Origin of the sequence: Paucibacter sp. KBW04, assembly GCF_003852425.1 — a bacterium.
Classification (GTDB): domain Bacteria; phylum Pseudomonadota; class Gammaproteobacteria; order Burkholderiales; family Burkholderiaceae_C; genus Paucibacter_A.
Genome location: NZ_QAJN01000020.1, coordinates 14,464 through 28,934, shown reverse-complemented (window position 1 = coordinate 28,934; position 14,471 = coordinate 14,464). Strand labels below are relative to the sequence as shown.

Annotated in this window: 11 protein-coding genes and 1 tRNA gene; 6 read left to right on the top strand and 6 right to left on the bottom strand. The window is 64.9% G+C overall.

Going from position 1 to position 14,471, the window contains the following annotated elements:
- Positions 1 to 58: 58 nt before the first annotated feature.
- Positions 59 to 1,597 (bottom strand): 3-hydroxyacyl-CoA dehydrogenase, encoded by a 1,539-nt coding sequence (locus DBR47_RS22895; protein WP_124454517.1) that lies wholly within the window; start codon positions 1,595 to 1,597, stop codon positions 59 to 61.
- 21 nt (positions 1,598 to 1,618) lie between these two features.
- The gene (locus tag DBR47_RS22890; protein ID WP_124454515.1) at positions 1,619 to 2,440 is read right to left on the bottom strand and encodes an enoyl-CoA hydratase-related protein; all 822 of its coding nucleotides are present in this window, start codon (positions 2,438 to 2,440) and stop codon (positions 1,619 to 1,621) included.
- A 168-nt stretch (positions 2,441 to 2,608) separates the two neighbouring features.
- Here DBR47_RS22890 and DBR47_RS22885 point away from each other — a divergent pair, with 168 nt between their 5' ends.
- The 3 genes from DBR47_RS22885 to DBR47_RS22875 are packed head-to-tail and all read left to right on the top strand — an operon-like array spanning position 2,609 to position 7,480.
- Positions 2,609 to 4,351, top strand: a complete 1,743-nt coding sequence (locus DBR47_RS22885) for an NADH-ubiquinone oxidoreductase-F iron-sulfur binding region domain-containing protein (RefSeq protein WP_124454513.1) — start codon at positions 2,609 to 2,611, stop codon at positions 4,349 to 4,351.
- 3 nt (positions 4,352 to 4,354) lie between these two features.
- A complete protein-coding gene (gene fdhF / locus DBR47_RS22880) occupies positions 4,355 to 7,147 on the top strand; it encodes a formate dehydrogenase subunit alpha (RefSeq protein WP_124454510.1) in 2,793 nt (930 codons plus the stop codon).
- Positions 7,148 to 7,177: 30 nt separating this feature from the next.
- Complete coding sequence (locus DBR47_RS22875; RefSeq protein WP_124454508.1) at positions 7,178 to 7,480, top strand: antibiotic biosynthesis monooxygenase; 303 nt, start codon at positions 7,178 to 7,180, stop codon at positions 7,478 to 7,480.
- Between the two features lie 125 nt (positions 7,481 to 7,605).
- On the opposite strand, the gene DBR47_RS22870 is transcribed toward DBR47_RS22875, so the two are convergent.
- Entirely contained in the window at positions 7,606 to 7,968 is a 363-nt protein-coding gene (locus DBR47_RS22870; protein ID WP_124454506.1) for an HU family DNA-binding protein, read from the bottom strand.
- 350 nt (positions 7,969 to 8,318) lie between these two features.
- Here DBR47_RS22870 and DBR47_RS22865 point away from each other — a divergent pair, with 350 nt between their 5' ends.
- On the top strand, positions 8,319 to 10,454 hold the full coding sequence (locus tag DBR47_RS22865) for a bifunctional diguanylate cyclase/phosphodiesterase (RefSeq protein WP_231512466.1): 2,136 nt from the start codon (positions 8,319 to 8,321) through the stop codon (positions 10,452 to 10,454).
- A gap of 292 nt (positions 10,455 to 10,746) precedes the next feature.
- On the opposite strand, the gene DBR47_RS22860 is transcribed toward DBR47_RS22865, so the two are convergent.
- The 3 genes from DBR47_RS22860 to DBR47_RS22850 form a co-directional block, all read right to left on the bottom strand.
- Positions 10,747 to 10,831, bottom strand: a tRNA-Leu gene (locus DBR47_RS22860).
- Between the two features lie 129 nt (positions 10,832 to 10,960).
- Positions 10,961 to 12,463 (bottom strand): aldehyde dehydrogenase family protein, encoded by a 1,503-nt coding sequence (locus DBR47_RS22855; RefSeq protein ID WP_124454502.1) that lies wholly within the window; start codon positions 12,461 to 12,463, stop codon positions 10,961 to 10,963.
- A gap of 21 nt (positions 12,464 to 12,484) precedes the next feature.
- On the bottom strand, positions 12,485 to 13,579 hold the full coding sequence (locus DBR47_RS22850) for a saccharopine dehydrogenase family protein (RefSeq protein ID WP_124454500.1): 1,095 nt from the start codon (positions 13,577 to 13,579) through the stop codon (positions 12,485 to 12,487).
- A 142-nt stretch (positions 13,580 to 13,721) separates the two neighbouring features.
- Between DBR47_RS22850 and DBR47_RS22845 the strand changes: the two genes are divergently transcribed.
- Positions 13,722 to 14,252 (top strand): Lrp/AsnC family transcriptional regulator, encoded by a 531-nt coding sequence (locus DBR47_RS22845; protein WP_124454497.1) that lies wholly within the window; start codon positions 13,722 to 13,724, stop codon positions 14,250 to 14,252.
- Between the two features lie 75 nt (positions 14,253 to 14,327).
- Complete coding sequence (locus tag DBR47_RS24630; protein ID WP_156089058.1) at positions 14,328 to 14,465, top strand: hypothetical protein; 138 nt, start codon at positions 14,328 to 14,330, stop codon at positions 14,463 to 14,465.
- The last annotated feature ends 6 nt before the right edge of the window (positions 14,466 to 14,471 follow it).

Genomic DNA, 14,471 nt, shown 5'->3' with positions numbered 1-14,471 from the left:
GCCCGGTCAGACACCGGGCGGGCTTTTTTAATGCTTAGTCAAGCCTGGGCCGAGAGCCTCAGGCCGCCCAGACCTGCTGCCGCAGCAGGGGGCTGACACGGTAACGCTCGCTGCGATAGGCCTGGAACAAACCGTCCAGCAGCTCCGCACAGCTGGCGGCACCAACGGCGCGCAGCCACTCAAATGGCCCGGCCGGGTAATTGACGCCCAGCTTCATGGCCAGATCGGCCGCGCTCTCCTCGCACACGCCTTGCCAAACAGCGTCCGCCCCCTCGTTGACCAACATGGCCACAGTGCGCGCCACCACCAGACCCGGCACATCGCGCAAGAACAAGGGCTCCCAGCCCAAGGCCCGCCACACATCAACCAGCTGCGCCTTGGCCTGGGCAGAAGTTCTTGGCGCCAGACTGAGGGCCAGGCCCGTGCAACGCTCGGGCGCGACCGGCCAGTCCATTACCGCCAACTCTGGGTGAGCCCGCTCGGACGCCAATTGCGCCGCCGTCTTGCCTTGGCTGAGGTGAACATGAGTCTCGCCCACCACCAGACCGGCCCAGTCCGCGGCAGAACCACGGCTAAAGGGCAGGCCCTTGCGCGTCAACCAGGACAGCAGCTGATCCACCAGCGGGCCTTGACCCACCACGCTGATCGGCGCCAATTCGGCCTCCGGCGCCGCCAACGCAGCCGGCGTGGGCGGCTGCCCCTCATAAAAGCCCTTGCCCACCTTGCGTCCCAGGCGTCCACCGTCGACCAGGGCCTTTTGCACCTGCGAGGGCACAAAACGCTTGTCACCAAAATTGGCCTCAAACACCGACTGCGTGACCAAGAAGTTGGTGTCGTGCCCGATCAAGTCCATCAACTCGCAAGGCCCCATGCGGAAGCCCACGCCGCGCAGGGCATGGTCCAACTGGGCGGGCGTACCGGCCTGCTCTTGCAGCAGGGCCAAGGTCTCGGCGTAATACGGTCTGGCGATGCGATTGACGATGAAGCCCGGGGTGGACTTGGCATGCACCGGCGTCTTGCCCCAGCGGCGTGCCAGGGCCTCAATGGCCTGGGCCACATCCGCAGCCGTCTCGGCTCCCGACACCACCTCCACCAGCTTCATCAGTGGCACCGGGTTGAAGAAATGCATGCCCACCAATCTCGAGGGCGTCTGCATGCCATTGGCCAAGGCCGTCACGCTGATGGACGAGGTGTTGCTGGCGATGATGGCATCGGGCGCCAGCAAGGCGTCCAGCTCACGCAGCAAGGCCTGCTTGGGCTCCAGCTTTTCAATGATGACCTCGATCACCAAGGCCACATCGGCCAAGTCGGCTGTGGCCGTGGCGGGCTGGATGCGCGCCAGCACGGCCTCGCGCTCGGCGGCCTCCATGCGGCCTTTGGCGACCAGGCCATCCAGGGCTTTGCCGATCTGCGCGATGGCCGCTGCTGCCGCGCCTTCGCGTACATCCAGCAAGCGCACCGGGTGACCGGCCTGGGCGGCGATCTGGGCAATGCCCGCACCCATCACACCGGCACCGACGACGCCGATCAAGGCCTCGCCCGCGGCGACGCTGGCTACGCGCCAAGCGCCCGAACTTGTTTCGACTGCATCACTCATTTGCCTGCCTCTTGCTTCTATTCAATTCGTCGTCGAGTCTGAGTCTGCCTGGGGCACCCAAGGTGCCGGCTGCTTGGCCAAAAAGGCGGCAAAACCTTGCTTGGCTTCATCACCCATGCGCACGCGGGAAATCGTCTGCGCCGTCAGCTCGCGCACCTCGGCGGTGACGGGACCGATCTCCAGCTGCGCGATCAAACGCTTGATCTCACCCTGGGCCAGCGGGCCGTTCAGCAGCAGCTCGGCCACCCAGCGCTCCAGCGCGGCATCCAGATCGGCCGTCGTCGCCACCACCTCATGCAACAAGCCCATGGTCAAAGCCTGCTCGGCCGTGATGCGGCTGGCCGTCAGCGCCAGCCGACGCGCTTGGCGCGGGCCCACGGCATTGACGACATAGGGCCCGATCACCGCGGGCAAGATACCGAAGCGCGCCTCGCTGACGGCGAACTTGGCATCCGCACTCGCCAGCGCGATATCGCAGGCCGCGGCCAGACCCACACCACCGCCCAGGGCCAGGCCTTGCACCAGAGCCAGGGTCGGCTTAGGGCAGTCGGCGATCAGATGCAACATCTGGGCAAAGCGACGAGCATCCTGCAGGTTCTCTTCTTGGCTGGCCTCGGAGGCGCGTTTCATCCACTGGATATCCGCGCCCGCGCTGAAGGCCTTGCCCGCGCCGGCCAAGACGATGAGGCGCACGCTCGCGTCAGCGCTCAGCTGCTCCACCGCCTGCGCCAGCTCGGCAATCATCAATTCATTGAAGGCGTTGAACACCTCCGGGCGATTCATGGTGATGCGCGCCACGCCGCGCGCATCGACGGCCAGCTGCAATGTCGTAGGCATAGTCATCAAGTCAAACTCCTGGTCAGCGCCGCAGTATCGCAGTCTCGACCGATCGGTCGAATCAGTGCTTTCGGTAATCTTGGGCTTGCCGCAACAGCCTGACAATCGGCCCACGCCAGCCGGCCAACCGGCTGAACGCCCTGCGCACAAAGAGAACAAGTTTAGGGATACGACATGTCCGTCCACAGCAAGCCCCCAGCCCGGGTCATTCCCCTGCAGCCCGCCGAGGCCGGCCGCCCGGCCGCGGCCAAGCGCGGCGGCGGCCTGCGCGGGCGCCAGCCCAGCGCCGAGGCGCGCCAGGCCATCCGTGACCTGCTGGGCGAGCTGCCGCGCGATCGCAGCCTGTTGATCGAGCATCTGCACCGCATTCAGGACAGCCGCGGCCGTCTGGGTGTGGACCTGCTGGCCGCGCTGGCCGAGGCCATGGGCTTGTCGCAGGCCGAGGTGCATGAGGTGGCCAGCTTCTATCACCACTTTGAAATCGACCGCGATGACAGCAAGGCGCCGCCCGAGCTGAAGCTGCGCGTCTGCGTCTCGCTCAGCTGCGCCATGCAGGGCGCCCAAGGCCTGAGCCAGGACTTGCGCCAGCTGCTGCAAGACCAGCAAGGCCTGCGGGTGATCGAGGTCTCGTGCGTGGGCCGCTGCGAACAAGCGCCGGTGGTGGTGATAGGCCAGCGGCCTGTGGGCCAGGCCGACGCGCAAACAGTCCAGGCCCTGCTGCAATCACCGCCAGCAGCAGGCTGGCAAGACCTGACCCTGCAGCCACAAAGCCAGACCGAATACATCGCCCACGGCGGCTACCGCCTGCTGCTTGAGCTGCTGCGCGGCCAGCGCGAGATAGCGGCCAGCATCCAGACCCTCAGCGAGGCCGGCCTGCGCGGCCTGGGCGGCGCGGGTTTTCCGCTCGGCCGCAAATGGCAGTTGGTGCGCGCCCAACCGGCGCCGCGCCTGATGGCCGTCAATATCGACGAGGGCGAGCCCGGCACCTTCAAGGACCGCCACTATCTGGAGCGCGAACCCCAGCGTTTTCTGGAGGGCGTGCTGATCTCCGCGCATTGCGTAGGCATAGACGCCATCTACATCTATGTGCGCGACGAGTACCCGGCCCTGCGGGACTTGCTGGCGAAGGAAATCGCCGCGCTGCAAGCGCATCTGCAGGCCCAAGGCCATGCGACCCCTTCAATCCATCTGCGCCGCGGTGCGGGGGCTTATATCTGCGGGGAAGAGTCCGCCATGATCGAGTCCATCGAGGGCAAGCGCGGCTGGCCGCGCCAGCGCCCGCCCTATGTGGCGGAGCGCGGCCTCTTCGACCGCCCCACGCTTGAACACAATATGGAGTCACTGTTCTGGGTGCGCGACATCTTGGAGCGCGGCGCCGACTGGTTCGCCGCTCAGGGCCGGCGCGGACGCAAGGGCTTGCGCTCGTTTTCTCTTTCCGGCCGGGTGGCCAAGCCGGGTGTGCATCTGGCGCCGGCCGGCATCAGCCTGCGTGAGCTGGTGGAGGAGTACGGCGGCGGCATGCTGCCCGGCCACGAGCTTTACGGTTTCTTCCCAGGCGGCGCCTCGGGCGGCATCTTCCCGGCCCACCTCGCCGATGAGCCGCTGGACTTCGACACCTTGCAGCCGCATGGGGGCTTCATCGGCTCGGCCGCCGTCATCGTCTTCTCGCTGGCCGACCGCGCCCGTGACCTGGCCCTCAAGGCCATGGAATTCTTTGCCCATGAGAGCTGCGGCCAATGCGTGCCTTGCCGCGAAGGCACACAGCGCGCGGTGCAGCTGATGCAAGCGCCCGAGTGGAACGCGCCCTTGCTGGAGGAGCTGGCTCAGGTGATGAGCGAGGCATCCATCTGCGGCCTAGGCCAGGCGGCCCCCAACCCCATGCGCTGCGCCCTGCGCTACTTCCCGCAGGAGTTCTAAGCCATGAGCAGCATAACTTTTCAACTAGACGGCCAGACCATCGAAGCCCAAGGTGGCGAAACGATCTGGGAAGCCGCTCGCCGCGCCCAGATTGCCATCCCCCACCTCTGCCACAGCGAGGGGCTGAGCCCCGCGGGCAACTGCCGTGCCTGCGTTGTTGAGATCGCCGGTGAGCGCACCTTGGCTGCCTCCTGCTGCCGCAAGCCCAGCCAAGGCATGCAGGTGCAGCTGAACACGCCACGGGTGCAGCGCAGCCAGAAGATGGTCTTGGAGTTGCTGCTGGCCAATGCGCCGGCCCAGGCCCACAGCCGGGAATCTGAGTTGTCGCAGTGGTGCCAAGCGCTGGGCGTGAGCCAGCCCCGCTTTGCGCCGCGCGAGCAGCCCGAGCCCGACCTCAGCCACCCGGCCATCCAGGTGCATCTGGATGCCTGCATTCAATGCATGCGCTGCGTGCGCGCCTGCCGTGACGAGCAGGTCAACGATGTGCTGGGTGTTGCCGGCTCCGGCGCCCACACCCGCATCGCCTTCGATGCCGACGATGCCCTGGGCCAAAGCTCCTGTGTGGCCTGTGGCGAATGCGTGCAAGCCTGCCCCACAGGAGCCCTGACGCCAGCCAATGGCGCGGCCCTGCTGCTGGCCGATGCCGAGGTGGATTCGGTCTGCCCTTACTGCGGCGTGGGCTGCCAGCTGAGCTACCGAGTCAAGGACGAGCGCATTCTGGAAGCCACCGGCCGCGATGGTCCGGCCAATCATGGGCGCCTGTGCGTCAAAGGCCGCTATGGCTACGACTATGTGATGAGCGAGGAGCGCCTGCGCCTGCCCTTGGTGCGCCGTGAGGGCGTGGCCAAGGACCCGGCCGATATTCAGCGGGTGCGGCGCGGCGAGTTGCCCTTGTCTGCCCTCTTCCGCCCCGCCAGCTGGGAGGAAGCCCTGGACCTAGCCGCAGCCGGCTTCAAACGCCATCTGCAAGGCGACTCGGCGCGCGGCAAGGCCAGCCCGCTGGCTGGCTTCGGCTCGGCCAAGGGCAGCAATGAGGAGGCCTATCTCTTTCAAAAGCTGATCCGCCAGGGCTTTGGCACCCACAACGTCGACCACTGCACGCGGCTTTGCCACGCCAGCTCGGTGGCGGCCTTGCTGGAGGGCCTGGGTTCAGGCTCGGTGAGCAACCCGGTATCGGATGTGCAGCACGCCGAGGTGATCTTGCTGATCGGCGCCAACCCCAGCTCCAACCACCCGGTGGCGGCCAGCTTCATCAAGAACGCGGTGAAAGAAAAGGGCGCGACCCTGATCGTGGCCGACCCGCGCCGTGCGCCCATGACTCGCTTCGCCCGCCACCATCTGGCCTTCCGGCCGGACAGCGATGTGGCCCTGCTCAATGCCTTGCTGCACATCATCATTGCGGAAGGCCTGACCGACCCAGCCTTCATTGCCGCTCGGGTCAATGGTTATGAATCCTTGAAGGCGGCCGTGGCCGAATGCACGCCGGAGCGCATGAGCGAGATCTGCGGCATCCCGCCCGAGACCCTGCGCGAGGTGGCGCGGCTTTACGCCAAGTCCCGCGCCTCGATGATTTTCTGGGGCATGGGCATCAGCCAGCATGTGCATGGCACCGACAATGTGCGCTGTCTGATCGCCCTGGCCATGATCACCGGCCAGATCGGCCGCCCTGGCACCGGCCTGCACCCCTTGCGCGGCCAGAACAATGTACAAGGCGCTTCCGACGCCGGCCTCATCCCCATGATGCTGCCCAATTACCAACGGGTGATTCATGCCGAGGTACGCGAGCAGTTCGAGGCCTTGTGGGGCATGGATGCCACCTTGGGCGCCGAACCTGGCCTCACGGTGGTGGAGATCATCCATGCGGCTTATGAGGGGCGCATCAAGGCCATGTTCATCGAAGGCGAAAACCCCGCCATGTCCGACCCCGATCTGGATCACGCCCGCGCCGGCCTCGCCAGGCTGGAGCATCTGGTGGTGCAAGACATCTTCGCGACCGAGACGGCTTTGCTGGCCGATGTGATCCTGCCCGCTTCCGCTCACCCTGAGAAATGGGGCAGCTACACGAATACCGACCGCCTGATCCAAGTCGGCCGCCCGGCCCTGACGCCGCCCGGCGAGGCCCGGCAAGACCTCTGGATCATTGAGCAACTGGCCCGCCGCATCGGCCTGCCTTGGCAGTACTGGCAGGCCGAGGACGGCGACGGCCAGGCGGCCGCCCAGGCCCCGGTGGCGCGCGTGTTTGAGGAGATGCGCCAGCTGATGGCGCCGCTGGCCGGTGTGAGCTGGGCCCGCTTGCTAAGGGAAGAAGCCGTGGTCACCCCAGCCCCGCGCGAGGACAGGCCCGGCGAGGACGTGGTCTTCATCGAGCGCTTCCCCACAAAAGATGGCCGCGCCCAGTTGGTCCCTACCACCTTCACGCCCGGGCCCGAGCAGCCCGACGCGCAATTCCCCCTGGTGCTGGCCACCGGCCGGGTGTTGGAACACTGGCATACCGGCGCGATGACGCGGCGGGCCAGCGCTCTGGAGGCGCTCTCGCCCCAGCCCCTGATCAGCATGCACCCGGAGGACATCGCCGCCCTGCACTTACACGATGGTCAAGCGGTACGCATGAGCTCCCGCTTTGGCGATTTGCAAGCCCTGCTGCAGCAAAGCACTGAGGTGCGCCAGGGGCAGGTTTTCTTGCCCTTCTGCTACTGGGAGGCGACGGCCAATCTGCTGACCGGCAGTGCGCTCGATCCCTCGGGCAAGATCCCCGGCTTCAAGGTCACCGCCGTGCAGGTGCAGGCGCTGAGCTGATTCATTTTTTCTTTGTTGGAAAGTAGACCCATGATTCTCGAAATCGCCGACATCCGCATCGCCCCCGGCCAGCAGGCCGCCTTCGAAGAAGCCATTGCCCATGGCCTCAAGACCGTCATCTCGCAAGCCCAGGGCTTTGTCTCGGCCCGTGTGCAGCAAGGCATTGAATCGCCCGAGCGCTATCTGCTGCAGATCGAATGGGCCACGCTGGAAGACCACACGGTGCACTTCCGCGGCGGCCCGCTGTTCCCGGCCTGGCGCGCCATCGTCGGCCCCTTCTTTGCCGCGCCGCCCCAGGTCGAGCATTTCGAAGCGCGCGTGACGCAGGGCTAAGGCGGCCCGCCAGAAACAACAAAGCCAAGTGTTCCTGCGAACACCTGGCTTTGCCGGGTGAGCCTGAGGACCGGGAGGTCTTCAGGCAACTGAGAACAGGGCGCAAGGCCCTGAGCTCATGATTTTTACTTCTTGGCCTTCTTGGCGGCGGGCTTTGCAGCGACCTTGGCAGCGCTAGCGTCGGCAGCCTTGGCAGCCTTGCGGGCAGCAGCCTTGGGATCCACAGCGGCCTTGAAACCAGCGCCAGGAGTGAACTTGGGCAGCTTGGCGGCGGCGATCTTGATCTTGTCGCCGGTGCTGGGGTTCACGCCGGTGCGAGCGGCACGCGAGTGTTGCTTGAACGAGCCGAAGCCAGGAATGGACACAGCGCCACCCTTCTTGACGGTGGTGACCACGGCGTCCAGCAGGGTTTCCAGGATACGGCCAGCTTCGGCCTTGGTCAGCGCGTGCTTGGTGGCCAGATGTTCAATCAGTTCGGTTTTATTCATTCCAGGGTCTCATCTCAAATGGTGCCCGACCAGCTCGGGCGGCGCTATTTTCACTGAATCACCGAGAACCCCGATCAAGAGGCCTCTGTGAGTCGGCGTGAATCATTACATCCAACACTTTAGCGCGTCATTTTGCACGCAAGAGGCAGGGCGGCACTGCGCTGCATCAAGGCTTGCGACCGATACTCGCCCCTGCATGCACAGTCCCTGCGCCCGGCATCCTGCGTGCTCGGGCTTCCGCCTGCCCAGTATTCGCAACAGTTTTTGTAGTAACCGCATGTTCCCAGGCCTGCTTCGGTGAAGATTTCATCGCCATTTTTCAGTTCCATCGGCATGATGTGGCCGTGAACATGGCCCCTAACTCCGTATCCACCGGCCAGCGGGATTCGCCCCCTTCGCCAGAACAAGCGCCAGGATGGCCCCTGCCCGCCGCACATTGGCTGGACCAGCTGCCGCAAGGCGTGGCCTTGCTGAGCCCGAGCTATACGCTGTTGCAAGCCAACCAAAGCCTGCTGGCCTATACCGGCCTGAGCCTGCAAGAACTGCAAGGCCAGCCCTGGCTGGCGCGCTTGCACCCGGCCGATCTCCCGTCCTTAGAGGCGCAGCTCTTGAAGCTAAAACAAGGGGCAGATCTGTTGCTGGATTGCCGCTGGCTTGCGGCTGATGGGGGCTTTTGCTGGCATCAAACCCAGGCTCGTTTGCTGCCCGAGGGTCAGGTCTTGCTCAGCATGAGCGATGTGCATGAACGCAAGGAACAAGAAACCCGTTTGCGCCAGGCCGATGACCTGTGGAAGCTGGCGCTGGAAAGCAATGGCGATGGCGTCTGGGACTGGTATGTACAAACCGGGGTGGAGATTTACTCGCCACGTTATCTGCAGATGTATGGCTACTCGCCGAATGAGATTCAACCCAGCCCGGCCGAGTTCGACGCACTGACCCACCCCGACGATCTGGCCCAGATGAGCTTGGACCGCGAAGCTCATTTCTCGGGCCGCGCGCCGCTCTACAGCAATGAGCACCGCGTGCGCTGCAAGGATGGCAGTTGGAAATGGATTCTCAGCCGCGGCATGGTGATCAGCCGTGACGAAGAAGGCCGGCCGCTGCGCATGGTGGGCACCCACACCGACATCACCGCCCGCAAGCAGAGCGAGGCCTTGATCTGGCAACAAGCCCATTTCGATGCCCTCACCGGCCTGCCCAACCGCCGCCTGCTGCGCGAGCGCTTGGAGCAAGCCCAACATGTGGCCTGGAAGAGCGGCCGCTCGGTCGCCGTGCTCTTCATCGATCTGGATCACTTCAAGGAGGTCAACGACCTGCTGGGTCATGCCATGGGCGACCTGCTGCTGGTGCAAGCCACGCAGCGCATCGTCGCCTGCGCCCCGGCCCCCCACACGGTGGCGCGCATGGGCGGTGACGAGTTCACCGTGGTGCTGAGCGAGATTGACTCGCCCCAGCAGGCCGAGGCCATTGCGCAAAACATCTTGCAAGCCCTGGCCTTTGCCTTCCGCCTGGAGGGCGAACGCGTGTTTGTCTCGGCCAGCATTGGCCTGAGCCTGTACCCGGCCGATGGCGAGCAGATCGAGACCTTGTTCAAACACGCGGATCAGGCGCTCTATATGGCCAAGGGCGCCGGCCGCAACCGCCTGTGCCGCTTCACGCCGGCCCTGCAGACCGCCGCACAAGAGCGGGCGCGCCTGGGCAATGATTTGCACGATGCCCTGTCCGAGCAGCAGTTCAGCCTGGTCTACCAACCGATTGTTCGGCTCAGCGACGGGCTGATCCACAAGGCCGAGGCCTTGCTACGCTGGCAGCACCCCAGCCGCGGCCTGCTGGGACCGGGCGAGTTCATCCCCTTGGCCGAAACCAGTGGCTTGATCATCGAGATCGGCGAATGGGTGTTCGAGCAGGTGGCGCTGCAGGTGCAAGACTGGCGCAGCCGCTTCAACCCACGCTTTCAGCTCAATATCAACAAGTCCCCGGTGCAGTTCCGCAGCAGCGGTCTGCCCAATGGGCAGGCTCAAGGCCATGCCTGGGCGCGGCGCCTGAAGGAGTTGGGCCTGCCTGGCCAGGCCATCGCGGTGGAGATCACCGAGGGCCTGCTGCTGGAGGCGGATGAGCTCGTCACCCTGCATCTGGACAGCTTGCGCAAGGCCGGCATGCAGGTCTCGCTGGATGACTTCGGCACCGGCTACAGCTCACTGTCCTATCTGCAGCGCCTGGCCATCGATCAGGTCAAGATCGACAAGAGTTTTGTCAGCCATCTGAAGACCGGCGCCAAGGAGTTGGCCCTGTGCAATGCCATCATCACCATGGCTCATGCCCTGGGCATCGAGGTGGTGGCCGAGGGGGTGGAAACCGAGGAGCAGCATCGATTGCTGCTAGAGGCAGGCTGCGATTTCGGCCAGGGCTATTGGTATGCCCGGCCCATGCCTGCGCAAGCGCTGGAAGAGCTCTTGAAAACATCCGGCCGACTAGGCAAGACCTGACCCCGCCGCTTGGTTTCAAAGCCGGAAAACGCAAAAGGCCAGCACTTGCGTGCTGGCCTTTCTTGTTTGGTGCCAAGCCGCCTGCAGGCGGCTTGGCCTCGGCGAGCGTCACACAAGCCGCGAGGCTCGTGTTCGGTCCCGCCTCAGCCCAGGAGAGGCTCGGTCACGTCCCGCGACCCCGGCGCCGCAAGCATGCGGGCGCCTTTCTCGTCCTCCCGCAAGGTCCGCAGGGACCTTGCTTCCTGTGCCCCAAACGCAAAAGGCCAGCACTTGCGTGCTGGCCTTTCTTGTTTGGTGCCCAGGAGAGGACTCGAACCTCCACGGAGTTACCCGCTAGTACCTGAAACTAGTGCGTCTACCAATTCCGCCACCTGGGCTTGCTTTTCTTCGCTGCCTGAACAGCGAAGACCGCTACTGTAGCACGTATTTTTTAGCTCGCCAAAGATTTTCTACAAAATCTTCAAATAGACCCAAAAACAAGAGGCCGCCGAAGGCAGCCTGCGGCCTCAGATATCGAACTTAACGCCCTGAGCCAGCGGCAAGGCGCTGGAGTAGTTGACCGTGTTGGTGGCACGGCGCATATAGGCACGCCAAGCGTCCGAACCCGATTCGCGGCCACCGCCGGTTTCCTTTTCGCCGCCGAAAGCGCCACCGATCTCGGCCCCCGAGGTGCCGATATTGACGTTGGCAATGCCGCAGTCCGAACCTGCCGCCGAGACAAAGAGTTCGGCCTCACGCAAATCATTGGTGAAGATGGCGGAGGACAGTCCTTGCGGCACATCGTTTTGCAGCGCAATGGCTTCATCCAGGCTCTTGTACTTGAGCGTGTAGAGGATGGGCGCAAAGGTCTCTTGCTTGACCACCGCCGTCTGCGCGGGCATGCGCACCAGGGCAGGCGTGGCGTACCAAGCGTTCGGATACTGCGCGGCCAGCGCGCGTTCGCCGCCGCTGACCTCGCCACCCTGCTCGCGCGCGGCGGCCAGGGCTTTTTGCATGGCATCGAAAGCGGCCGGATCGATCAGCGGGCCAATCAAGGTGCCGGCCTCGATGGGGCTGCCGATCTTGAGCTGGGCGCGGGCGCGGTCCAGGCGCGCCACCAGTTCGTCATGAATGCTCTCGTGGATGATGACGCGGCGCGTCGTGGTGCAGCGCTGGCCGGCCGTGCCATAGGCGCCGAACAGAATGCCGCGCACGGCCAGTTCCAAATCGGCCGAAGGGCTGACGATGATGGCGTTATTGCCGCCCAGCTCCAGCAGGCAACGGCCGAAGCGCGCCGCCACCTTAGGCGCCACGGCCCGGCCCATGCGGGTCGAGCCGGTGGCCGAGACCAGGGCGACGCGGTGGTCGTCCACCAGGGCCTCGCCCACGGCAGCGCCGCCGTTGAGCACTTGGGAGAGATGCGCGGGCGCGCCCTCAAAACGTGCCAGCGCTTTGTCGAACAAGGCCTGCGTGGCCAAGGCCGTCAGCGGCGTCTTCTCAGACGGCTTCCAGACGCAGCTATTGCCGCAAACCAGAGCCAGGGCCGAGTTCCAAGCCCAGACAGCGACGGGGAAGTTAAAGGCCGAGATGATGCCCACCACACCCAGCGGCAGCCACTGCTCCATCATGCGGTGGCCGGGGCGTTCCGAGGCAATCGTCAGGCCATGCAACTGGCGGCTCAAGCCCACGGCGAAGTCGCAGATGTCTATCATCTCCTGCACCTCGCCCTCGCCTTCGCTGGTGACCTTGCCGGCTTCCAGCGAGACCAGGCGTGCCAGGTCTTGCTTGTGCAAGCGCAACTCTTCACCGAAGAGGCGCACCAGCTCACCGCGACGCGGCGCGGGCACATTGCGCCAGCTCAGATGGGCGGCGTGGGCGCGCCCAACAGCCGCTTGCATCTCGGCGGCCGAGGCTTCGTGCACGGCGCCCAAGGCGGCGCCGTCGATAGGGGAGCGCACCTTCAGCGTGCCCTCGCTGTAAGCGCTGGCGGGCAGGCCCAGGGACTGCATCAGTGTTTGGATTTCGTTCATGAGCGGATTCTCTCTCTTGCCTTAACCGATTGATTCCACCTGGCGCGATTGCTGATAAGCCTTGCCGAAGCGGTTGGCCAAGAAGGCCGGCAACTCCACCTCTTCCTGGCGGATGAAGCCGGACTGCGGCAGTTTGCCTTCGCGGAAGAGATCGACCGCAGCGCAGATACCGGCCGCCGTGGTGATCTGGATGGCCGACAGAGGCGAGGCCCCATCACGCTCGGCAAAGATCTTGCGAGCGAACACCTCTTGCACCAAGGAGCCGCCGCGCATGCCCGACACCGTCACGAACACCAGCACCACGTCCTGCATGGTGGCGGGCATGGACTTGCGCATGATGTTCTTCAGCGTCTCTTGGTCGTTCTTCAGCTGCAGGTCATCCAACAGCATCATCATCAGATCGCGATGCCCGGGGTAGCGCACGGTTTTGTAGTCAAGATTGCGCACCCGGCCCGACAGGGTCTCGCACAAAGTGCCCAAGCCGCCCGAGGTGTTGAAGGCCTCGTACTCGGTGCCGTCCAGCGAGAAATGCTCCAGGCCTTCCAGCGGCAGGGCGGCGATCAGCTCACCATCGTGGATGGACTCGCAGGGGTGGCAGTACTCGTTGATCAGCCCGTCCACGCTCCAGGTCAGGTTGTACTTGAGCGCATTGGTGGGGAAGGCCGGCAAGGCGCCGACGCGCATCTTCACATCCTGCAAAGTGTCAAAGCTCTTGGCCAGATGATGGGCGACGATACCGATGAAACCTGGGGCCAGGCCGCATTGGGGCATGAAGGCGGTGCGCGCGCCGGCGGCGATGCGCTTGATCTCCTTGGTCGCCGCCACGTCTTCGGTGAGGTCGAAGTAATGGCAGCCGGCCTCCAGCGCAAGGTGAGCTGCCGTGATGGCCAGGTGGTAAGGCAAGGCGTTGACCACCGTAGTCTGGCCGCGCAGAGCGGCGGCCAGGGCGGCCTTGTTCTCGGTGTCCACCGTCTGGGTGGCGATGCCCTCGGCCTGCAGCTTGGCTAAGGCCGCCGCGCTCTTGTCGATCACGGTCACCTGGTAGTCGCCGCTGCCATGCAAAAGGCGGGCAATGGTTTGGCCGATATGTCCGGCGCCGAGCAGGGCTACTTTCATGAGATGTCTCCTGAGCTGGTTTCGTTTCGGCCCAGTCTAGGGATGAGTCCGGACGAAAGAAAGCACGAGTTCGACGAATAATCAGGTAGATCCGCCGATTCGGCGAATTCATTCGCCGCAATGATTGAAACTAGGGTTTCCGATGAGCAGCAAGAATCCGCCCAACAAAGCCCCCGTCCACGCCAAGACCAGCCCACCCCTGAGAAGCCGCAGCCAGCCCATCGCACCGCCGGCCGCGAGCAAAGAGCAGGTGGACCGCCAGCTGATCACCCTGCTGCAGGCCAATGCCCGCGCCAGCACGGCCGAGCTGGCACGCAAACTGGGCGTGGCACGCACCACGGTGGTGGCTCGCCTGGCCCGGCTTGAGTCCACAGGCACCATCGTGGGCTACACGGCCCGCCTGGGGACGGACGCCGCTGACCGCGGTGTGCAAGCCTTTGTAGGCATCACCGTTCAGCCCAAGGCCGGCCGGGAAGTGGTGCAGCGTCTGAGCCAGTGCCCGGAGCTGCGCCAACTGGCCTCGGTCAGCGGTGAGTTCGACTACATGGCGCTCTTGCGCGCCGAATCCACCATGCGCCTGGACGCCTTGCTGGACGAGATCGGCGAGATCGAGGGCGTGATCAAGACCACCAGCTCCGTCGTGCTGGCGCTGCGGGTGGATCGCAGCGCCTGAAGCTGGCGGCCGGCCCTGGCGCTGGCATATGTATTGCTAGCTTTTGCGGTCAAACGCAAACTCAGGAGCCCGCCCATGAAAACCCCGCGCATCAGCCCAAGCGACAAACGCAATCTGCTGATCGGCCTCAAGGCCCTGGGCCTGGCCGCGACCGCCTGGGGTCTGGTCTACCCGGGCCTGCTCTGGGGCCTGGATCGGCTCTTGAGCGCGTAAGACCTC